Origin of the sequence: Streptococcus oralis (assembly GCF_019929345.1) — a bacterium.
Lineage (GTDB): Bacteria > Bacillota > Bacilli > Lactobacillales > Streptococcaceae > Streptococcus.
This window is the reverse complement of record NZ_JAHZPJ010000006.1, coordinates 13,077-34,820: the sequence shown is the minus strand read 5'-3', so window position 1 is coordinate 34,820 and position 21,744 is coordinate 13,077. Positions and strand designations below refer to the sequence as shown.

22 protein-coding genes are annotated in these 21,744 nt (G+C 41.2%); 5 read left to right on the top strand and 17 right to left on the bottom strand.

The window, feature by feature from the left end; all coding sequences use genetic code 11:
- Positions 1-36: 36 nt before the first annotated feature.
- The 5 genes from K1I97_RS05415 to K1I97_RS05395 all read right to left on the bottom strand — a co-directional run bounded on the left by K1I97_RS05415 (position 37) and on the right by K1I97_RS05395 (position 3,112).
- Positions 37-780 (bottom strand): amino acid ABC transporter ATP-binding protein, encoded by a 744-nt coding sequence (locus K1I97_RS05415; RefSeq protein ID WP_223331728.1) that lies wholly within the window; start codon positions 778-780, stop codon positions 37-39.
- Positions 780-1,580, bottom strand: a complete 801-nt coding sequence (locus K1I97_RS05410) for an amino acid ABC transporter permease (protein ID WP_000219162.1) — start codon at positions 1,578-1,580, stop codon at positions 780-782. Before K1I97_RS05410 ends, K1I97_RS05415 begins: the two co-directional genes overlap by 1 nt.
- Before the next feature lie 156 nt (positions 1,581-1,736).
- On the bottom strand, positions 1,737-2,093 hold the full coding sequence (locus tag K1I97_RS05405) for an arsenate reductase family protein (RefSeq protein WP_223331727.1): 357 nt from the start codon (positions 2,091-2,093) through the stop codon (positions 1,737-1,739).
- 12 nt (positions 2,094-2,105) lie between these two features.
- Positions 2,106-2,621, bottom strand: coding sequence for a methylated-DNA--[protein]-cysteine S-methyltransferase (locus tag K1I97_RS05400; protein WP_223331726.1), 516 nt, complete (start codon positions 2,619-2,621; stop codon positions 2,106-2,108).
- Positions 2,618-3,112 (bottom strand): GNAT family N-acetyltransferase, encoded by a 495-nt coding sequence (locus K1I97_RS05395; RefSeq protein WP_223331725.1) that lies wholly within the window; start codon positions 3,110-3,112, stop codon positions 2,618-2,620. The genes K1I97_RS05400 and K1I97_RS05395 overlap by 4 nt, the downstream gene beginning before the upstream one ends.
- Before the next feature lie 134 nt (positions 3,113-3,246).
- Here K1I97_RS05395 and K1I97_RS05390 point away from each other — a divergent pair, with 134 nt between their 5' ends.
- Positions 3,247-3,693, top strand: a complete 447-nt coding sequence (locus K1I97_RS05390) for a DUF1836 domain-containing protein (RefSeq protein WP_223331724.1) — start codon at positions 3,247-3,249, stop codon at positions 3,691-3,693.
- Complete coding sequence (gene trhA / locus K1I97_RS05385; RefSeq protein ID WP_001097972.1) at positions 3,690-4,337, top strand: PAQR family membrane homeostasis protein TrhA; 648 nt, start codon at positions 3,690-3,692, stop codon at positions 4,335-4,337. Before K1I97_RS05390 ends, trhA begins: the two co-directional genes overlap by 4 nt.
- 19 nt (positions 4,338-4,356) lie before the next feature.
- Here the strand turns inward: trhA and pdxT are convergent, their stop codons facing one another.
- From pdxT to nox, 3 genes are all read right to left on the bottom strand, one after another.
- Complete coding sequence (gene pdxT / locus K1I97_RS05380; RefSeq protein WP_223331723.1) at positions 4,357-4,938, bottom strand: pyridoxal 5'-phosphate synthase glutaminase subunit PdxT; 582 nt, start codon at positions 4,936-4,938, stop codon at positions 4,357-4,359.
- Complete coding sequence (pdxS, locus tag K1I97_RS05375) at positions 4,939-5,814, bottom strand: pyridoxal 5'-phosphate synthase lyase subunit PdxS (protein WP_000138520.1); 876 nt, start codon at positions 5,812-5,814, stop codon at positions 4,939-4,941.
- Positions 5,815-5,964: 150 nt separating this feature from the next.
- A complete protein-coding gene (gene nox / locus K1I97_RS05370) occupies positions 5,965-7,344 on the bottom strand; it encodes a H2O-forming NADH oxidase (RefSeq protein ID WP_000036764.1) in 1,380 nt (459 codons plus the stop codon).
- A 305-nt stretch (positions 7,345-7,649) separates the two neighbouring features.
- On the opposite strand from nox, the gene K1I97_RS05365 reads away from it, so the two are divergent.
- Genes K1I97_RS05365 through K1I97_RS05355 form a run of 3 tightly spaced genes read left to right on the top strand, consistent with a single transcriptional unit; the run spans position 7,650 to position 10,465 of the window.
- Complete coding sequence (locus tag K1I97_RS05365; protein WP_223331774.1) at positions 7,650-8,579, top strand: FAD:protein FMN transferase; 930 nt, start codon at positions 7,650-7,652, stop codon at positions 8,577-8,579.
- 18 nt (positions 8,580-8,597) lie between these two features.
- Positions 8,598-9,203 carry an NADPH-dependent FMN reductase gene (locus K1I97_RS05360; protein WP_223331722.1) on the top strand — a complete coding sequence of 202 codons (606 nt, stop codon included), beginning with the start codon at positions 8,598-8,600 and terminating at the stop codon, positions 9,201-9,203.
- A 17-nt stretch (positions 9,204-9,220) separates the two neighbouring features.
- Complete coding sequence (locus K1I97_RS05355) at positions 9,221-10,465, top strand: NAD(P)H-dependent oxidoreductase (protein ID WP_223331721.1); 1,245 nt, start codon at positions 9,221-9,223, stop codon at positions 10,463-10,465.
- 86 nt (positions 10,466-10,551) lie between these two features.
- On the opposite strand, the gene K1I97_RS05350 is transcribed toward K1I97_RS05355, so the two are convergent.
- From K1I97_RS05350 to K1I97_RS05310, 9 genes are all read right to left on the bottom strand, one after another.
- Positions 10,552-10,809, bottom strand: coding sequence for a DUF896 family protein (locus tag K1I97_RS05350; RefSeq protein WP_000371292.1), 258 nt, complete (start codon positions 10,807-10,809; stop codon positions 10,552-10,554).
- Between the two features lie 41 nt (positions 10,810-10,850).
- On the bottom strand, positions 10,851-12,887 hold the full coding sequence (glyS, locus tag K1I97_RS05345; protein ID WP_223351606.1) for a glycine--tRNA ligase subunit beta: 2,037 nt from the start codon (positions 12,885-12,887) through the stop codon (positions 10,851-10,853).
- Between the two features lie 263 nt (positions 12,888-13,150).
- Complete coding sequence (gene glyQ / locus K1I97_RS05340) at positions 13,151-14,068, bottom strand: glycine--tRNA ligase subunit alpha (RefSeq protein WP_000038733.1); 918 nt, start codon at positions 14,066-14,068, stop codon at positions 13,151-13,153.
- Positions 14,069-14,278: 210 nt separating this feature from the next.
- On the bottom strand, positions 14,279-14,650 hold the full coding sequence (locus K1I97_RS05335; protein ID WP_223331719.1) for a GFA family protein: 372 nt from the start codon (positions 14,648-14,650) through the stop codon (positions 14,279-14,281).
- 269 nt (positions 14,651-14,919) lie between these two features.
- Positions 14,920-15,762, bottom strand: coding sequence for an aldo/keto reductase (locus K1I97_RS05330; protein ID WP_223331718.1), 843 nt, complete (start codon positions 15,760-15,762; stop codon positions 14,920-14,922).
- Between the two features lie 80 nt (positions 15,763-15,842).
- Positions 15,843-17,234 (bottom strand): peptidoglycan-N-acetylglucosamine deacetylase PgdA, encoded by a 1,392-nt coding sequence (gene pgdA, locus K1I97_RS05325; RefSeq protein ID WP_223331717.1) that lies wholly within the window; start codon positions 17,232-17,234, stop codon positions 15,843-15,845.
- Positions 17,235-17,339: 105 nt separating this feature from the next.
- On the bottom strand, positions 17,340-19,067 hold the full coding sequence (ezrA, locus tag K1I97_RS05320; RefSeq protein WP_223331716.1) for a septation ring formation regulator EzrA: 1,728 nt from the start codon (positions 19,065-19,067) through the stop codon (positions 17,340-17,342).
- Positions 19,068-19,146: 79 nt separating this feature from the next.
- Positions 19,147-21,093: a DNA topoisomerase (ATP-hydrolyzing) subunit B gene (gene gyrB / locus K1I97_RS05315; protein ID WP_000134069.1), complete on the bottom strand. Its 1,947-nt coding sequence runs from the start codon at positions 21,091-21,093 to the stop codon at positions 19,147-19,149.
- A gap of 13 nt (positions 21,094-21,106) precedes the next feature.
- Positions 21,107-21,670, bottom strand: a complete 564-nt coding sequence (locus tag K1I97_RS05310; RefSeq protein WP_317628036.1) for an HAD-IA family hydrolase — start codon at positions 21,668-21,670, stop codon at positions 21,107-21,109.
- Positions 21,671-21,744 lie beyond the last annotated feature (74 nt).

Below are 21,744 nucleotides of genomic sequence, written 5' to 3'. Positions count from 1 at the left end.
TAGTCCAACTAACTGAGTTTTCCTTTTTCTATTATATCAAATATAAGTCCGTTTGTAACTAGCAAAGAATTCTTTTGTCCGTTCTTCTTTCGGGTGATTGATGATTTCATCCGGTGTGCCAGACTCGATGATTTTCCCTTTATCTAGGAATAGAACCTTGTCTGCCACTTGGGCTACAAAAGACATATCGTGACTGACCAAAATCATGGTCTGACCTGACTTGGCAGCGTCTGCAATAGACTTCTCTACTTCGCCGACCAGTTCTGGGTCAAGGGCTGAAGTAGGCTCGTCCAAGAGCAAGACATCTGGTTTCATAGCAAGCGCACGCGCGAGAGCAACCCGTTGCTTTTGTCCACCTGATAAGTGGCGAGGATAATGGTTTTCACGGTCAGAAAGTCCAACCTTAGCCAACTCTTCCTTGGCGATTTTTGTTGCTTCCTCGTCCGATAATTTTTTAACGACAACCAAACCTTCCTTGACATTGTCAAGGGCTGTTCGGCGTTCAAACAAATTGAACTGTTGGAAAACCATGGACAACTTGCGACGAAGGGTTAGGATTTCTTCTTGGCTAATCTGAGAAAAATCAACTTTAAAATTGTCAATCTGAATCGTTCCACTATCTGGAGTTTCAAGGTAGTTCAAACTACGAAGAAAGGTTGATTTCCCAGCTCCAGATGAACCAATCAAAGCCACTACCTCCCCCTTTTGGATATCTAGGTTCAGATGATCCAAGACAGCTTGTCCTGAAAAGGATTTGCTTAAATTCGAAATCTTAATCATTAACGAAGGTCTCCTTTCACATCTGTAGACACTGTATCAGGTGCAGAAATAGCCATTTTTCTCTCGATGAAACGGCCGAGGCTTTCAATTCCGATATTGACTACCCAATAGACAAGGGCAACGGAGATGAAACGTTCAAAATAGCGGTAATCAGCTCCACCCAAAATCTGAGCTTGGGCAAAGACCTCCACAACACCTGCGCTAAAGGCTAGAGAAGTTCCCTTGGTCAAACCGATAAGGGAGTTAATCAAAGTTGGCGTCGCTACCACCGCTGCATTTGGAATAATCACGCGACGGTAAACTTGCGCACGAGTCATACCCAAACTACGCGCCGCCTCAATTTCACCTGGATTAACAGAAAGGATGGCTGCACGAATCGTTTCACTTGCATAAGCCGCCTCATTAAAAGCAAAGGCCACAATCGCAAAAAGTGCTGCTGGAATCGCATTGATATTGAAACCAGTTCCCCATTGTTGGTTGATAGCTTTCAGTGCCAAAGGAATTCCGTAGTAGGTCAACATAAGTTGAACTAGGATTGGGGTACCTTTTAAGAAGCTGACGAAAAAGGCCTGCAAGGGATATAAAATCTTAACACGATTGATCTTAACAATGGCAAAAATCAAGGCAAGTAGCAAACCAAAGAGTGCACCTCCAAGCGTCAACATCAAGGTTGTAGGCAGTTGTTGGACAATCCTTGGAATTCCATCAAAGACCGAACGCAAACTAAAGAGCTTACCATCCGGAATGAGTTGCATCAAACTTTGGTACCAATCTGATGCTAAAAATGTTGTAACAGTCATAAAAACATCCTCTCCTGATAATGATTCATTCTATCATACTTCTGCTCACAAGCAAATTATTTGCTACGGGCTGATCAGACTTTGTCTATCTTCTAGTTTATCACACTTTAAAACAGGGAGGCTATATATTTTACCTATCAAGGAGATAGATAAAAACTATCTCAAAACTAAGTCCTTATAGCTTTTTCTATAGCCAATTTGTTTAACAGCACCATTCTCCACCAAAATTGGACGTTTCAATAACATGCCATCACTCGCTAGAAGCTTGGCTGCTTCTTGTTTTGACAAACTTCCCACCTTATCTTTTAGGCCAAGTTCACGGTATTTGATCCCGCTGGTATTGAAAAATTGTTTCACTTCAAAACCGGATGTTTCTAACCAGTTCAAAATCACGTCTTCACTTGGTGTTTCTTCTACGATGTGGACATCTTGGTATTCCAGTCCAAGTTGATCCAATTCATTTTTTGCTTTCTTACAAGTTGAACATTTTGGGTATTCGATAAATTCTAACATCTTCTTTTCTTTCTATTTTTTATTTTCTTGAAATGCTGCACCTTCATGTTGCAAGAGCCAAGCTTTCTTTTCGACTCCAGATGCATAGCCTGTCAAGCGATTACCTGACCCCAGCACACGATGACAGGGTACGAGGATGGACCAAGGATTACGTCCCACTGCTCCCCCAATCGCTTGGGCAGAAGCTACATGCAAGTCTTTCGCTATTTGTCCGTAAGTTACTGTTTGTCCATAAGGAATGGCCTGTAAGTAATCCCAAACCCGCTTTTCAAAATCTGTTCCAATGGGAGCCAGAGGCAAGGAAGACAAATCTTGAGCACATCCATCAAAGTAAGTATCTAAATAGGAAATAGCCTGGTCTAGGACAGGATGTTTCTTAACTACTTCTATACTATCTCCAGCGATTCCCCTCTCAAAATGAGTTTGGTCCTGTACCCAAATTCCATACAGATATTGCTCGTCAGCAACTAAGGATAAGGTTCCAATTGGAGACGGGTAGAGCATTTTTGCGTACTTATTCTGATTCATTTTTTTAATTTCTGATAGGCCAAACGTTCCCCATCAACTGGAACCTTACCAACCTGTTGGAAGCCTAGCTTTTCAAAGATATGCTGCATGGCCTTGTTTTGTGCATGCGTATCTGAACGAAAATCTAGATAATCAAAACCTTCAATCAAGCCTTCTAGGAAAGTCTGAGCAACACCTTGTCCTTGGACATCTGCTGCCACAGCGATACGGTGAAAGACCAAATATTCTGATTCTTCCCCCTGCCAACTTCCTTCATAAATAGCTTCATAGGGTTCCTCTGGGCTCTTGGTCACAGCAGCATAGGCTAGCAGTTCTCCTTCTTCTAAGGCCACATAGGCTTGACCAGAGATGATATCATCAATAATGATGTCGGCATTTGGATAGCCATTTTGCCACTGGTCGCTACCAGACTTGGCTAAGCACTTTTTAGCATCCTCCATCACCTGCATAATCGCATCTACTTCGTTTGGAAAAGCTAAACGAATCTCCATCTTTTCCCCTCATTTCTAACTATTTTCTCTCATCATAGCATAATTTAAAGCTTTCTACAAGCAGTTGAAACTTGACTTTTGTTTTTTATTATTTTATAATCTAGTTATTAAAACTAGATAAAAAGGAGTTGGAAATGAATTCTAACTTTTCCTACCCAAAATGGGAAGACATTCCAAACATTGACCTCTATCTGGATCAGGTTTTGCTTTATGTCAATCAAGTTTGCGCCCCTGTCTCTCCAGATAAAGACAAGGGGTTAACAGCATCCATGGTCAATAACTATGTCAAACATGGTTACCTGACGAAACCTGACAAGAAGAAATACCAACGAAAACAGATTGCCCGTTTGATTGCCATTACCACTCTCAAGTCTGTCTTTTCAATCCAAGAAATCGCTCACACACTCAATACTCTACAAAGTCAGGCAAGTTCAGACCAGCTCTACGATGCTTTTGTGGACTATATGAACCATGGGATTGATCCAGGAAATCCTATTATCCAAACCAGCTGTCAAACGGTTAAACTCTATCATCAAACTCTAGACTTAATCCTTATCAAAGAAGAGGAGGAAATCCAATGAATACCAGTCTAAAACTCAGTAAAAAACTCAGTTTTGGAGAGGAGATTGCTAATAGCGTAACCCATGCTGTGGGTGCCGTTATCATGCTCATCTTACTCCCCATTTCATCCACCTATAGTTATGAAGCACACGGATTTTTATCATCTTTTGGCGTTTCTATCTTTGTTATCAGTCTCTTTCTCATGTTCCTCTCGTCAACCATTTACCACTCTATGGCCTATGGTTCAACCCACAAATACGTCTTGCGAATCATCGACCATTCTATGATTTATGTGGCTATCGCAGGATCTTATACACCGGTCGTCTTGACTTTGATGAATAACTGGTTTGGCTATCTAATTATTGCCATTCAGTGGGGAACGACCATCTTTGGCATCCTCTATAAAATCTTTGCTAAAAAGGTCAATGAGAAATTCAGCCTTGCCCTTTACCTGATTATGGGCTGGTTGGTTCTGGCTATCATTCCTGCCATCATTAGTCAAACAACACCAATTTTCTGGAGTCTCATGGTAACTGGTGGACTCTGTTATACAGTTGGAGCTGGATTTTACGCTAAGAAAAAACCTTATTTCCACATGATCTGGCATCTCTTTATCCTAGCAGCATCTGCACTTCAATATATCGCGATTGTTTATTACATGTAAAAAAGTTGAGAATCTTTTCTCAACTTTTTTCTTTACACATATTGATAAAATACTGGTGCAAGCCAACATCATCTGTCAATTCTGGATGAAAAGAGGTTACCAGCATATTTTTTTCTTGCGCAGCAACGATTTGATCATCAACTGTTGCTAGAATTTCTACACCCTCTCCAACACTACTGATAATCGGTCCACGGATAAAGGTCATGGGAATCTGACCGACTCCCTTACATTCTGCCTCTGTATAGAAGCTTCCTAGTTGACGTCCATAAGCATTGCGCTCAACCACTATATCCATGGTTCCAAGATGACTTTCTTCCTGAGAAGTGATTTCCTTAGCCAGCAAAATCAAGCCCGCACAGGTTCCAAAGACTGGTAATCCAGATAGAATGGCTTCTCGGATGGGAAGCAGCATGTTCTGGTCGCGCAAGAGCTTGCCCATGGTTGTAGACTCACCGCCAGGTAATATCAAACCAGCCAAATCTCTCTGATGGTGTTGAAAATCCTCTAAATTTCTGATTTCGACACTAACAACACCTAACTTTTCTAGCACTTTTGCATGTTCTGCAAAGGCACCCTGCAAGGCTAATATTCCAATTTTCATCTATTTTCCTCGCTCAGCCATGAGAATTTGGATTTCATTCTCATTGATACCAACCATGGCTTCCCCTAGGTCTTCAGAGATTTGAGCCAGAATTTGAGGATTTTGGTAGTTGGTTACGGCTTTGACAATGGCACTTGCTCGTTTAACTGGGTCGCCTGACTTGAAAATACCTGAACCTACAAAGACGCCCTCTGCCCCCAATTGCATCATCAGCGCAGCATCTGCTGGTGTTGCCACACCTCCAGCTGCGAAGTTAACAACTGGCAATTTTCCATGTTCATGAACGTATTGGACTAATTCTACAGGTACTTGCAAGTCCTTGGCAGCAACATAGAGTTCATCCTCACGGAGATTTTGAATGCGACGGATTTCTTGATTCATCATGCGCATATGACGAACGGCTTGAACGATGTCACCTGTCCCCGGTTCTCCTTTTGTCCGAATCATGGAAGCTCCTTCAGCGATACGACGCAAGGCTTCACCCAAGTCCTTAGCTCCACAGACAAAAGGAACTTGGAATTCTTTCTTGTCCACATGGAAACGGTCATCAGCTGGAGAAAGCACTTCACTCTCATCGATATAGTCAATCTCAATAGCCTCTAAAATCTGAGCTTCAACAAAATGCCCAATTCTGACCTTGGCCATCACTGGAATGCTGACCGCTTCTTGGATTTCTTTAATCATCTTTGGATCACTCATACGGGAAACCCCACCAGCTGCACGAATATCAGCTGGAATCCGCTCCAAGGCCATAACAGCTGCCGCACCAGCAGCCTCTGCGATACGAGCCTGTTCAGGGTTCTGAACGTCCATGATAACCCCACCTTTGAGCATCTGTGCCAAGTTTTTATTTAGTTCATAACGATTTTCAGTCATTTCTTCTCCCTCATCACTTGTATTAGTAGCTACCATTTCATTTTAAGCCAGATTAGAATGAAGTACAAGATAGAAAAACATTAATTGTCCGGGTACAGCAACATAAAAAACTATCTGACCTTAACTTAAGGCCAGATAGCTCGTCAATTTTTATTTTTCAGCTGTAAGTGCAGCCATAGTGATGTAGTTGTATGGTTTATTGAAGTGTGGCAGGAAGAAGAGGTCTGTCAAGGCCAATTTATCAATTGTTACATGCTCTTGGATAGCAAGTGAGAACATGTGGATTCCCATGCTGATTGCAGAGTCACGAGACACCATTTGCGCACCAAGGATTTCGCGGCTATCTTTGTCAAAGACAATCTTGATGGCAACTTCGTGGTTGTCATGTTTGATAAATTCTGGTTTTTGAAGGTCGTTAAAGCCAGTTTCAGTAGCGTTGTAGCCAGCTGCTTTTGCTTTTTCAAGAGTCAAACCAGTTGAAACCATGTGAAGACCATAGATAGAAATACCGTTTGATCCTTGAACACCGATTCCTTCCAACTCATGACCACAAGCGTTGTAAGCACCCACAATACCAGTACGTACAGCGTTAGATGCAAGAGCGATGTAGCTAGTGTCTTTACGTGCATTGTCATAAACAGTCGCACAGTCACCAACAGCGTAGACACCTGGAATAGAAGTTTCTTGTTTCTTGTCTACAAGGAAGGCACCGTTGCGGAAGAGTTCAATCTTACCATCCGCAAGAGCTGTGTTTGGACGGAAACCAACTGCAAGAACAACCATATCCACATCAAATGTTTCTTTGTCTGTTACCAAGCGTTCCACTTTACCATCACCTTGGATTGCTTTAACTGTTTGACCAAGCGCCAAGCGGATGTTGTGGTCTTCCAAGTTCTTCGCCATCATTTGAGTGAAGTCTTTGTCATAGTAGCCGTTCAAAACAGTGTCCACGATATCCACAAGCACCACTTCTTTTCCAAGACGCTCAAAGGCTTCAGCAAGTTCTACACCGATGTAACCACCACCAACAACGGCAATGCGCTCAAGGTGTTTGCTCTTATCTTCAAGTTTTTCAATAACTTCTTCAGCGTTTTGGTACAATTTAACAAATTGTACATTTTCAAGAGTTGCTTTGAATTCGCGATTTCCCTTAACGATTTCAACACCTTCGATTGGAGGCAAGATTGGAGTTGAACCAGTAGCAAAGATCAATTTATCATAAGACTCTTTGTGCTCTTTTCCTTCAACTTCTGCAGTCACAACTTTGTTATCGTAGTCAATTGAAAGAACTGGTGAGTTCATGTAAACTTTAGCACCTTTTGCTTCCAATTTTTCTTTATCAGAGTAGAAGAGACCTTCTGGGCCGTCAATTTGTTCCCCGATCCAAAGCGCCATTCCACAACCAAGGAATGAAATATTTGAGTTTTGGTCAAACACTACGATTTCGTTCTCATGTCCGAAGTTGTCCAACATGGTATTAATACAAGCTGTACCAGCGTGGTTAGCACCAACTACAACGATTTTACTCATAGAAAAATTCCTACCTTTAATTTTTGATTTACCTTTCTAGTATATCATTTACTGTTAGCGTTTACAAGGCATTTGCTCAGAATTCTCTTTTTTTCAGAAAAAAATACACTTAACATTGATAAATCTAATTTTTCTATCGTTTTCATATTAATTTTGAGCATATTTCTTGACTTTTTGTCAAAATTCATTTGTGAAAACGCTGACTTTATGGTATGCTAGATACATGGAAAGAAAATGTAAGGGGTTTAATTTCTCTAACTATCTTATGTTGAATGATTTCCTATAAGAAGAAAGGAGTTGGTAGCGTGCCTCTTCGTTCGCACTCTGAACGGCTAATGGGAACAACTATCACGATTTCATTAGTAGATGAACAGGCAGAAACCCTGCTTCAAGGAGCATTTGATTTGCTCAAGGAGCTCGAATACCGCTTCAACGCCAATAGTCAAGAATCCGAACTGATGGAAATCAACTACCAGGCTGGAATCGCACCTGTTAAGGTTCATCCTGACCTGTTTGAACTGATTACCCTTGGACTCGAGCATAGTCTAGCTCCATCTAGCCATCTCAATATCAGTATTGGTCCCTTGATTCAAACCTGGCGAATCGGTTTTGCAGATGCACGGCTTCCAAAGCCAAATGAAATAGAAGCTGTCTTGCCTCTAGTTGACCCGCATTTTATCAAGTTGGATTCGACTAGCTCTACTGTCTTTTTAGAGAAGAAAGGAATGAAGCTTGATTTAGGTTGCTTAGCCAAGGGCTATAGTGCCGATAAGGTTGCCCAGTATTTGAAAGTTCACGGTGTCACCTCTGCCTTGATCAATCTCGGAGGGAATATCCTCACCATCGGGAATAACCAAGCCAAAGAAGGGAAAGCCTGGCAGATTGGGATTCAAGATCCGCGAAATCCTCGTGGCAATCATCTCCTAACTATCCCTGCTTCTAACAAATCCGTTGTCACTTCAGGTATCTATGAACGCCACCTGACAGTAGATGGCAAAGACTATCACCATATCTTTGATAGTGAGACAGGATTTCCTGTCGAAACCGATCTTGCTAGCCTAACGATTGTCTCTGATAAATCCGTTGATGGTGAGATTTGGACAACCCGCCTTTTTGGAGAACGAAGCGCTTCTATCCTCTGGCAAGTCGAAAGTATAGATGGCATTGAAGCCATCCTCATCGACAAAGAGGGACGCCTTGCATGTTCTTCAGGCCTTCAAAATTGTATTATGTAAAAAGAGAAAGGAAATCTCATGCTAAAACTTATTGCCATTGTTGGAACGAACTCTAAACGTTCTACAAACCGCCAATTGCTCCAATACATGCAAAAACACTTTGCTGATAAAGCTGAAATTGAACTCGTTGAAATCAAGGACATCCCTGTTTTCAACAAACCAGCAGATAAACTTCTTCCCGCTGAAATTCTTGAAATTGCAGCTAAAATTGAAGCATCTGATGGTGTTATTATCGGTACTCCTGAGTACGACCACTCTATCCCTGCAGTTTTGATGAGCGCTCTTGCTTGGCTATCTTACGGTATCTACCCACTTTTGAACAAACCAATCATGATTACTGGTGCTTCATACGGCACACTTGGTTCATCTCGTGCCCAATTGCAACTTCGTCAAATCTTGAACGCTCCTGAAATCAAGGCAAATGTTCTTCCAGATGAATTCTTGCTCTCACACTCTCTTCAAGCATTTAACCCAAGTGGTGACTTGGTTGACCTTGACGTCATCAAGAAATTGGATGCCATTTTTGATGACTTCCGTATCTTTGTGAAGATTACTGAAAAATTGCGCAATGTACAAGAATTGCTTCGTAAAGATGCAGAAGAATTTGACTGGGAAAATTTGTAAGATAGGAGACCGAAAGAATGAAATTTGTTGGACTTGTTGGATCAAACTACGATCAATCATATAACCGCAAACTCTTGGAATTTATCCGTCGCAATTTTAAATTCAAATTTGAATTAGAAGTTCTTGAAATCGACGAAGTTCCAATGTTTAACCAAGACGAAAAATGGGACGAAAGCTTCCAATTGCGTTTCTTGTATAACAAGATTACGCGTGCTGATGGTGTTATTATCGCTACTCCTGAGCACAACCACACTATCTCAGCTTCACTCAAATCTGTACTCGAATGGCTTTCATACGAAGTTCATCCATTTGAAAACAAACCTGTTATGATTGTGGGAGCATCATACTATGACCAAGGAACTTCTCGTGCCCAAGTTCACCTTCGTAAGATCCTTGACGCTCCAGGTGTTAATGCCTACACGCTTCCAGGTAACGAATTCCTTCTTGGTAAAGCTAAGGAAGCTTTTGATAACAACGGAAATATCACCAACGAAGGAACTGTTAAATTCCTTGAGACTTGCTTAGATAACTTTGTAAAATACGTAGGAGTCGTTTCGAAATTGAAAAAACCAAAACCAATCGAACCAGAAGACTTGGATTGTGGAAAACCAATTGCTACAACCATTACGGAAGTTGATCCTGACGATCCAGAATGGGTAGAAAAAGTTGCTGCAATCACTGGAGCTGTTTCTGGTGATACCTATGTCAAATTGGACCACGGTATCTTGACAGTTAACCAAATCGATATGTTCTTGAAAGCTATGCCATTTGAATTGACATATGCTGACGACAACAACCAATTCCTCTACTACAACAACGCTCACCAAGATCCAGACACCATGTTTGCCAAACGTGTGCCACCTCAATCAGGTAACCGTATGTCGACTGTTCATAATTCTCTTCCACCAGCACGTATGAAGAATGTAGAGTGGGTTATCGGAACACTTCGTAACGGAAACCAAGAATACGTCCGTACTATCGTTCCAGGTTCTCCTGCAGGTGTTATCAACACTCACAACTACCAAGCTATGTACTATCCTGATGGATCATACGCTGGAATCAATGAAATCGTCTTTAACTTCCAACCATGGCTTGACTGGTACCTAAAAGAAACTGGTCAACGTTTGGTAGGTGGTAGCGGACCATTTGCTCCTGCTGCTGGAGGTCATGGAGATGCCGATGCTACTTCTGGCGCTTCTGATTCAGGGGACGCTGGAGGCCACGGTGGTGACGCAGACGCTACTTCTGGCGCAAGCAACTAAAAAACCAAAAAGGAGCCATTTGGCTCCTTCTTTTTTTATTATTACCAAAAAAGGGTTTTGTAGATGATCTACAAAACCCTTGAATTTTATGAATTTGGATCATCTAAACTACGGCCATGCAAACCTTTTTCACGTTGTACCTGACGTAGTTTTTCTGGTGTGACGTCATTTCCTTCCTCGTCCACAATTTTGATTCCCTCGACGTGGTGACGAACAGAACGACGATAGCCTTCGATATATTCCTCGCGAAGTTTAGCTTGTTCCACTTTTTCAGCAGAAGTCAAGCCTTCTGTTTTTTTCTTTTTGGCAAGCTCGTTGATACGAGCGATTTTTTTCGGATCCATTTTTTCTCCTTTGTGATAAGATACAGTCCGTTTGACTGAGTTTATTTAGTATTGATTTGGTTAAAACGAGCGAGCTTAGCTGCTTTCTTGGTTAGTTGTGACAAGATGGCCAAACGATTTTGACGGACAGCCTGATCTTCGGCCATTACCATGGTATTTTCAAAGAAAGCATCAATAACTGGACTAAGCGCAAAGAGTTGTTCTAATTGCTGGCTTGCAGTTCCTGATAAAACTAATGATTCTACTGTCTCCGCCAAAGCTTTCTCTTCTTCATTCTCAAAGAGAGCAGAATCAAACGCATCAGAGCCTTCTGCCTTCTCAGCCAAATTGAAGGCACGTGAGAGGGATTCGACAGATGATTTGAAGTCTTCTTTCTTGCTTGCTTCTACAAGAGCACTTGCTGCTTCTAGCATATCCGCCACAACAAAGTTTGAACCTGCGAGAACTGCTTCCTTGATATCTTTTGGAGTAGAGCCCATCATCTTATCAACACGAGCCTTGATAAAGTCCATAACCTCTGCTTTATTTTCATAAGTCAAACTGTCAAATTTCAAAGCATAAAGGCTATCAATCAGCTCATCCATAGCAAAATGCCAACCAAAGGCATCCAAGATACGAACCACACCTTGCGTCGCACGACGAAGGGCATAAGGGTCATTAGAACCTGATGGAATCAAGCCTACTGAGAAGAAACTCAAAATCGTATCCAATTTGTCTGCAATGGCTAGAATGGCTCCCACCTTGCTCTCTGGAAGTTCGCCTTCAGCAGCTGTCGGCATGTAGTGTTCACGAATGGCTGCTGCAACTGCTGGAGTTTCACCAGCAAGAAGGGCATATTTCTCACCCATAATACCTTGGAGTTCATCAAACTCACCAACCATACCCGTCAACAAGTCAAACTTGTAAATGGCTGCTGCACGAGCTAGGTCAACTGTTTCATCCACTGATAGGCCCGCTTTCTCTGCTAAGAGAATGGCAATCTGACCTGTACGAATCATGTGTTCACGAAGGGAACCAATCTTCTCATGGAAAGTCACATTGTTTAATTTTTCAACAAGATCTGAAATCACCAATTTTTGGTCTTCACGCCAGAAAAATTCACCGTCTTCCAAGCGAGCTACCAAGACTTTTTCATTTCCTTTAATAACATTTTCCAAATGCTCTGCGTTTCCGTTACGAACAGAAATAAAGTTTGGCAAGAGCTTGCCATCTTGATCTCGGACAACGAAGTAACGTTGATGCTCCTTCATCGAAGTCACTAAGACTTCTTCTGGAACTTCAAGGTATTTGGCATCAAAACTTCCCATAAAGGCAGTTGGGTATTCAACCAAGTTCAAGACTTCGTTCAGCAAGTCAGCATCAATTTCGATACGTACCCCATGTTCAGCTTCGATTGCCTTGATTTGGTCAACAATCATTTGCTCACGTTCACGAGGATCTGCGATTACAAACTGCTTACGAAGGTATTCTTCATAGCTCAATGCTGACTGAATCTTAGTTTCTTGTCCCAAGAAACGATGACCGCGACTCACACGACCGCCCTTGATATCAAGGAAATCCAAATCAAACTCTTGCTCGTCCAAGAGAACTGTCAAAGTGTGTACAGGGCGGATATATTCAAAAGTGTTGTTAGCCCAGTGCATACTGACAGGGAAAGTTAGTGACTTCAGGACGTCTACAACGCCAGGAACAATGGCTTCAACTGGTTGCCCCACTTCTTCCTTGGTAACATAGACATATTCTTCACCCTTGATTTCACGGAATTCAATATCTTCAACCGTTAAGCCTTTCCCACGGACAAATCCTTGAGCTGCTTTGGTGAAGTTTCCATCACTATCCAAGGCAATCTTCTTTGCTGGACCCTTGAAATCTTCTGTCAAATCAGACTGTTTGTCTGCAAGACCAGTGACACGAACAGCCAAACGACGTGGTGTTGAGAAGGTTTGAATGGCTTCAAAAGACAGGCGATTTTCCTTGAGGAAGGCTGCCATTTTTTCACCTAGTTGTTTTTCACTAGGAGTTACTACGTAGGCTGGTAACTCTTCAAGACCGAGTTCTACTAATAAGTTTTTTGTCATATTTTTTCCTTTACATCTTCTTCAATCTTTTCTTTTGATATGCACCTTAGGTACTGGGGACGTTGCTAACTAACTTTTGTGAGTCTGTAAGGAAATCTTATACCAAATAAACTAAGATTTCCAACACTCTCATCAAAGTGGATTTAGCTGACTGATTTTTGAACCCAAGGTTTCAAAAATCCCCACATAACAGTACGGCGGTGCATATCCCTTTAGCAAGTCTTCGACTTGCCTTTAACGATTTTAGAGCACAGTATTACTTACTATTCTGCATCTTCTGCTAGGAGTTTAGCTCGTGTTGCTTCATCTAAAAGTGGGTAGCCTAGGCGTTTGCGTTCTGCGACAAAAGTTTTAGCTACGACACGGGCCAAGTTACGAATACGAGCGATATAGCCTGCACGCTCGGTTACAGATACGGCACCACGCGCGTCAAGCAAGTTAAAGGTGTGTGAACATTTGAGAACATAGTCATAGGCAGGGTGAACCAGGCCTTCTTCTAATGCACGGCCAGCTTCTTTTTCAAACTTATCAAAGTTTTCAAGCAACATCTCTTGGTCAGAAATTTCAAACGAATATTTTGAATGCTCATACTCAGGCTGGATAAAAATTTCTCCGTATTTTACACCATCGGCCCACTCGATATCATAGACAGAGTCCACTTCTTGGATGTAAGAAGCCAAGCGTTCCAAACCGTAGGTAACTTCCGCAGTCACAGGACCAGTTGCCAATCCACCAACTTGTTGGAAGTAAGTGAACTGAGTGATTTCCATCCCGTCAAGCCAAACTTCCCAACCAAGACCAGCTGATCCAGTTGATGGGTTTTCCCAGTTATCTTCAACGAAACGAATATCGTGTTCCAAAGGATTGATACCCAATTTTTCCAAAGACTCAAGGTAAAGTTCCTGGATATTTGATGGAGAAGGCTTCATAACCACTTGGAATTGGTGGTGTTGGTATAGACGGTTAGGGTTTTCCCCGTAACGACCGTCAGCAGGACGACGTGATGGCTCCACATAAGCCGCATTCCATGGCTCAGGTCCGATAGCGCGAAGGAAAGTGTAAGGACTCATCGTCCCTGCACCTTTTTCATTGTCGTAAGCCTGCATGAGCATACAACCTTGGTCATTCCAAAATTGCTGCAAAGTCAAAATAATTTCTTGAAATGTTAATTTCTTAGACATTGTTTACTCCTTAATAAAAAATGTTTTCTTGCGACACGAGTCTGCCTCATCGATTATACGAGGCAAGACGAGTTAATACTGCGTCTAGCTCAGCACCCTAGTGCTGAGCGTGGGGCAGTCCGACCGTAAGGAGTTCTCTTCCACTGACGCAGTGGAAAGTCAATTTTTTAAACATTGTTTACTCCTTTAGTTTATATTATCTTTTTAAATTTATTTATCAAGCAACCAAGAAAAAGCTGGGTCCTGAAAAATATGACGTTTGGGAACAGTTTGTAAATTTTGATTGCATTCATCTACTGTACCCAATTTCAAAGCACAAACTTCTGGTACATCTTCTTGAATAGTGAAAATTTGACTGTGACAGTTCTGGCAGTAATAGCGTTGTTTCCCTGGAGATGAACTGTAGGTAATCAAATTCTCTTCTCCATACAATACTAGATTTTTGCTGCTAACTTTGGCATTAACTGTATAAGCAGACGCAGTTGCTTTCCGACAGAATGAGCAATGACAAAAAACTAATTCCGACAATTCCTCATCTAAAGTGTAGGTCACTGCTTTGCATAAACAAGATCCTTTAAGCATTATGCTCCTTTCTACTTAGGTATTAGACGAAATTCAAAAAGAACCGAATTTCAACACCCAAGCCTTGCGACTAGGGGCGTCAGAAACGCGGTTCCACCCTAATTTATTACTTCATTGTTTTTTAAAATACAACAGAAAGCGCCAGTTCCTTACCTTGTCCTACTTGGCTCCCACTATCCCAAGCTCGCTTGAAGAACGCCATAAGACTTTCTTTCTTGTTGATTATTATATCAGAAAGAGAGAAAATTTACAATTCTTTTTCTTACTTTCTAAAAATCCATCTCATCCACACGAGGTGCGCCAGAAGTCACTGAAATCGTCTTTAAGATCTCTCGCTCTTCTTTGCTAAGTTCAATCCCAAAACAGTCAAGATTGCTCTGGATGCGAGAGGCTGTTACTGACTTAGGTAACGGTAAAAACTCTTCTGCCAAACTCCAAGCCAAGGCAATTTGAGCCACTGATTTCCCATGCTTAGTAGCAATTTCTTGGACTTCCTTCTGTTCAAACAACTCCCCTTGCCCAAATGGTCCCCATGCCTCTAAGAGAATTCCTTTCTCTTTACAGTAGTCAACCACTTCCTCTTGATAAACTCCTGGTGCCAAGCGTACCTGATTAACCGCTGGAATGACTCTTGCTGTCTCAAGCAAGGCATCCAAATGCTTAGGAAGAAAATTACTAACACCAATAGCACGAATCTTGCCTTCTTTGTAAAGATCCTCCATCGCTCTCCAGACTTCAGCATTGCGAGTTTTCCATTCGTCGTTTTCTCTTAGTGGTTTTGGATTTGGCCAATGGATAAGGTACAAGTCTAGATAATCCAATCCCAGTTTTTCCATTGATTCCTCAAAAGCATGGCGAGCTTCTTCATAGCTGTGATTGGTATTCCAAAGTTTGGTCGTTACAAAGATTTCTTGACGTGGAATACCGCTATCTCGTATAGCACGACCAACGCTCTCCTCATTTTGATAGATAGCCGCAGTATCGATATGACGATATCCAGCCTTTAAAGCTTCTAAAACGGCTTGGTAGGCCACCTCTCCATTTTCAGCTTTCCATGTTCCAAATCCTAGAACAGGAATTGAAACTCCATTATTTAGCGTATAAGATTTCATATTTTTTCCTTTCTATGTGAAGAAAATCTAAAGAAACAAAGTCCTGATTATCAGCACATTTGCTCCTTTAGATTTTAAAATCATTGATCACGATCGTAATACATTTCGTGAGCTTTCAAGCGAGAATTAAGCATTTCCGGAACAGTCACAAATGTATAACCTTCCTCTTTCAGATATTCTATAATCTTTGGAAGAGCATTAACTGTAGCGCCATGAATATCATGCATAAGAACAATCGATCCATTACGAACTTGATGCTGAATCTCTGTCAAAATAGCAGATTCATTCTTGCTCTTCCAGTCCAAACTATCTACATTCCACATGATAAAACTCAAATCCAGACTATTACGAATATCATCTGTAATCGCTCCGTAAGGAGGTCGCATAAGTTTAGAACTCGAACCTAAAACCTTGGTCAAGGAATCTTCTGTATCCGTGATTTGTTTTTTAGCATCTTCAAGAGACAATTTAGAAAGAACGGGATGATCCCAGCTATGGTTTCCCACAACATGGCCTTCAGATTTCATTCGTTTCAGAAGATTTTCATTGCCAGCAATGTTTTTACCAAGTACAAAGAAAGTCGCCTTTACATTGTACTTAGCCAAGGTATCCAAAGCCTGGGTAGTTGTAGATGGATTTGGGCCATCATCAAAGGTCAAGGCTACAACTTTTTTATTTTTCTGAGCAAAGTAAGCTTGGTAAAGTTCAGCATCCTTTTCTAATAGATAAGAGAACTCCAACACATCAAAGAAACTGGATATTGGTAAAGCAATTTCCTCCAGAGCCTCCCCTAGGTCAGCAGGATAAAGGATGATTTGACTATCTTTATAATCAAAGCTCCATAACGACAAATCTTGGTCTGTAAAGGTTTTTAGCACCTGATCAATTTTTGTCTGGTCAAGTTTCTTATCTTCTAGAGTTGACTTGATTTGACTCAGCAGGAGTTCCTTAGCCTTGCTAGCATCCTTGAAAAGTTTACTAAGAGTGAAAAGTTGACCATCTTCTGTCAAGAAAATTTTTCCTAAAGAAGTCTTTTCTTTTTCCTCCACTTTTGAAGCAGACAGGTCATAGACCTGCTTACTGATATTACGAGCAACAACTCCCTTTAAGACGGGATCCAACTGCTCCGTATAATAAAATACCAGATCCTCTTTATCTTCTAGCTTTTCTTTGATATCCTGATTGATCTTTTCTCTAACAGACGCAATGATTTCCTCTCCTTGAAGAGGGTAGTAGACAATCACTTCGGCTTGACCTTTTCGGAAATGGTCTTTCTGACTACCTGCGTTGAATTGCTGGTCCTTTTCGCTTTTTAGCGCTTCAATTTTTTGTTCATAAGATTGCTTTTGTAGAATCTTGTAACCAATGACGCCACCTAGGCAGATTATAGCAAGACCTAAGATTCCAACAAAGGAAAGTAATCTACTTCTCTTTTTATCATGAGAAACACGTTTCGCTCTATTTTTTTTCATATTATAATCATATCAAATCAAGGCTATAATTTCAATGATAAACAGATGTTCTACTATTTAAAAAATGATAACAAAAAAGCCTAGACAATCTAAGCTTTTTGAATTTTAGAAGCGAATCGCTTCACGTGTTTTTTCATAAGAAGAAACAAATCGATTTGTAACTCCTGGCTCTGCAACTTCCAAGGCTTGAGAAATTTTCTCAAATGAAGTTTGATAATCAAAGTCTCTTTCAAAAATTTCAAGTGCCTCATTGAAGGCTTCTTGAATACGCTCATCAAACGAACGGTAGCGATTTGAGTATTGAAGAAGCTGCTCTGTCAAAGTTGCATATTGAACGATATTGTAGGTTTCTGTTTCCAGAGCCTCCATATCATTTGTAGCAATCTCAAGAATGCGATTGACAGATTCAATATTAACTTTTGCCTGTTCCAATTCAGCCATCAAATCTTCTACGTTGTTACTTGTCGCAAAGAAAAGTTTCAAGAAGCTTTGAGGAATACCTGGTAAGTTTCTCTTTTCCATGTATCGTTTGATAGTATGTAAACGATTGACATAGACATTAGCCTTTTGACGAGCATTCATATCATCCTTCTCAATTTGTGCTAAATGCTCACTAACAGAGATTTGTTCATCTTCAATATCTTTTAAATTGTTTTGAAGATCTTGTAACTGCTCCTCTAAGATAGAGTATGCTTCCTTAGGCTCTGCTTGTTCTTCAATCACTTCTGTGATTAGCGTATCAAACTCTGACAATTCAGCATAAAGACGGCGAACATGATTTCCATAGCTCTCTGGGAGAAGATAAGTTTTATTAAGACGCTCTATATCTTGAGCAAGAACTTGGTTATTATCTTTCAAATGATTAAGGTAGGTCGGTAGCGTTTCGAGTAAACCTTCCACTACTTTTTGAGACGCCACCTCACGTGAGAAGATAGCATAGAGAGCATTGATTTCTTCTTGGATTTGCGTGTTTTCGTACTCTGCATTATCCAACTCCAAGTGTTTGATATTTTCCTGATTTTTCTTTAGAGCTTCACGCAAAAGTTGGAAACGAGCTTCAATATCTGTTTCGATAAAATGATAATTAAGCCCCAATAACTTACGGTAACCTTCTTCAAGATCTTCCAATTGCTCTGGGAGCTCCGTTGATAAGGTTGTCACAAGGCTTGGAACACGCTCAACCATATGTGTCAATGCAAGAATATGATTTTCTGTCTCATCTAAGATACTCGCAGCTTCAACTGGATCTCCTGATGAATTTAAAGTTACAAACTGAGAAAATTCCGATTGAATTTTTTCCAATTGCTTCTCAATTTCAGGAAGCGCCTCACCATACTGTTCTGAATTTTCTGCTACTGTATGTTGTAGACTTTCAAACAAATCCAAGGCATGTGAAACACGTCCACTATTTCTAGACTCCTGTTTTTCAAGCTCTGAGAGGGCATTGCGAATCGCCGCAATATCTTCTTCAATCAAATCAATCTGGCTTTCAATTTGATCAATCTTGTGAGCGGCTTTGAAGAAACGGAAAGAATTGTTATAGTTTTCAGCCTCGAAAAGGTGGTTTTCAATATCAGCAAATGAATTAAGCGATAAATCAACCCATTTTTGATTCCATTCCCGGAAAGTGACCTGACTTTGACCAATCAAGTGCATGTTTTTAACGGCTTCAACCTCATCATTTACTGGAAGGTTGTAGAGTTTTTCTTTTCTTTCTTCGAGGGCCGCTAATCTGCCTTCATTTCGCTTGCGAAGAAACATAGCTACTCCATAAGCCAGAACCAAAATGATTGCAATTGCAACCATTAGATAAATTAGTTGTCCATTAGACATATCAAACTCCTTTTATACTAGAAACAATCGTAATGATTATATCATATTTTTTAAACCAAGGGAACTATTTCACGCATTTTTAGACGTCAAGCGTACTGTAAACGGCATTTTCTTCGATAAATTCGCGGCGAGGTTCAACACGGTCACCCATCAACATATCAAAGATTTTATCAGCTTCGGCAGCATCATCTACCGAAACACGCGCCATCAAGCGATGTTCTGGATCCATGGTGGTTTCCCACAATTGGTGGTCATCCATTTCTCCCAGACCTTTATAACGTTGGATGGTTGGTTTTGAACGCCCTTCACTATGACGTGCTAAGGCTTCTTGGAGTTTAATTTCTTGATCTGCACCAGGTTGAATGTATTCTTTGATCTCACTTCCAACTTTAACCCCATAAATCGGTGGTTGAGCAATGTAGACATATCCAGCTTCTAGAATTGGTTTCATGTAGCGGTAAATCAAGGTTAGCAGGAGTGTTCGAATGTGGGCACCATCAACATCGGCATCGGTCATCAAAACGAGTTTTTGGTAACGAGCCTTAGTGACATCAAATTCTGCACCAAATCCTGTCCCCATGGCTGTGAAGAGACTCCGAATTTCTTCGTTAGCAAGGATTTTATCCATGCTAGCTTTTTCAACGTTCAAGATCTTACCACGAATTGGCAGGATAGCCTGGAATTCACGGTTACGACCAGATTTAGCTGATCCACCAGCTGAGTCTCCTTCGACGATGAAAAGCTCTGTCTCAGCAGGATTGTTAGAAGAACAGTCTGCTAGTTTTCCTGGGAGATTAGAAATTTCCAATCCAGATTTTTTACGAGTGACTTCACGCGCACGCTTGGCAGCCACACGAGCCTTGGCAGCCAAAATCCCTTTTTCCACGATGCGCTTGGCAATCTGCGGATTTTCCATAAGAAAATCAGAGAAGGCATCACTGAAGAGGCGATTGGTAATCTTGACTACTTCACTGTTCCCCAGTTTGGTCTTGGTTTGTCCTTCAAACTGCGGGTTTGGATGTTTCACAGAGATAACAGCAGTCAAGCCTTCGCGGACATCTTCCCCTGTTAGGTTGTCTTCATTGTCTTTTAGCAGCTTATTTTTGCGGGCATAATCATTGATAACACGCGTCAGCGCTGTACGGAAACCTTGCTCATGCGTACCACCTTCATGGGTGTGAATGTTATTGGCGAAACTCATGACGTTTTCGTGGTAACCAGTTGTGTACTGCATGGCTACTTCAACTGTGATATCATCCATCTCACCGTCTGTGTAGATTGGCGTATCAAAGATCACATCCTTGTTCTCGTTGATATACTCAACGTAGCTAGCAATCCCACCCTCATAGTGGTAATGTTTGCTTTGTTCTAGACCTTCACGCTTATCTGTGATGGAGATTCGAAGACCTCGGTTCAAAAAGGCTAGTTCTTGAATACGTTTATTTAATTTATCAAAGTCAAAAGTTGTTGTTTCTGTAAAAATCTCTGGATCCGGTGTGAAGTGAACTGTTGTTCCAGTTTTATCCGTATCTCCAACCACTTCAAGATCAGCAACGACATGACCACGACGGTATTCTTGATAATGAATCTTACCGTTTTTGTGGACATGAACATCTAATTGTGTTGAAAGAGCGTTTACTACCGATGAACCTACTCCATGGAGTCCACCTGAGACCTTGTATCCGCCACCGCCGAATTTTCCTCCAGCATGAAGAACTGTAAAAACGGTCTCAACAGCGGGACGTCCTGTCTTTTCCTGAATATCAACAGGAATTCCACGACCATCATCCACAACAGTGATGGAGTTATCTGGCTCAATAAAGACTTGGATATGACTTGCAAATCCAGCTAATGCTTCGTCAATTGAGTTATCAACGATTTCCCATACTAGGTGGTGAAGGCCTTCTTTTGAGGTCGATCCAATATACATACCTGGACGCATACGAACGGCTTCCAGCCCCTCCAAAACTTGAATTTGACTGGCATCGTAATCCTGTGCCTGTTGATTTTTGATTTCTTCTGTCATTTTTTCCCTTTTCTTACATGTCTATTGCTTGTCTCAATGTAGCAACGTTTTTAAAAAGATAGGCATCTAAGCCAGCAGCTTCACCTGCTTCTACATCAATATTTCTGTCACCAATGACCAAACCAGATGTAATATGATATTTATCACGTAAATAAATCATGGACTCAGGATCTGGTTTTCGTTTGAAACCAGAACTGGCAATCACGACTTCTGTGAAGTAGTCATCTATCTGGGTCTTGGCAAGAAGTTCTAGCACTTGGTCATTTCGATGAGAAACCAAAAAATGACGACCACCCTTGTCAGAGATGTCTTTGAGTAACTCAGGAATTCCCTCAAACAAGACTGGGTGCTCTAGCTCACGCGCTTCATTTTCTTTGTAGTTTTCTAAAAAATCCTCGATGTTTGGGGCAAACTTCTCGATGGCAAAAGCTGTCGAAACCTTCAAGGCTTCGTAAACACGGTCGTGTTCTTGCTCTATTCCGTATTGGGCTAAGGTTTCTACAAAGGCTGCTGTAGAAGTCTCATAATTATCCAATAGGGTACCACCTAAATCCCATATGTAGTCGTGATATTTCATACCCTTCATTATACCATTTTTTTATGAAAAAAGCGATGATTTCCTAGATTTTTCCAAGCAAAAACGAGAGTTTA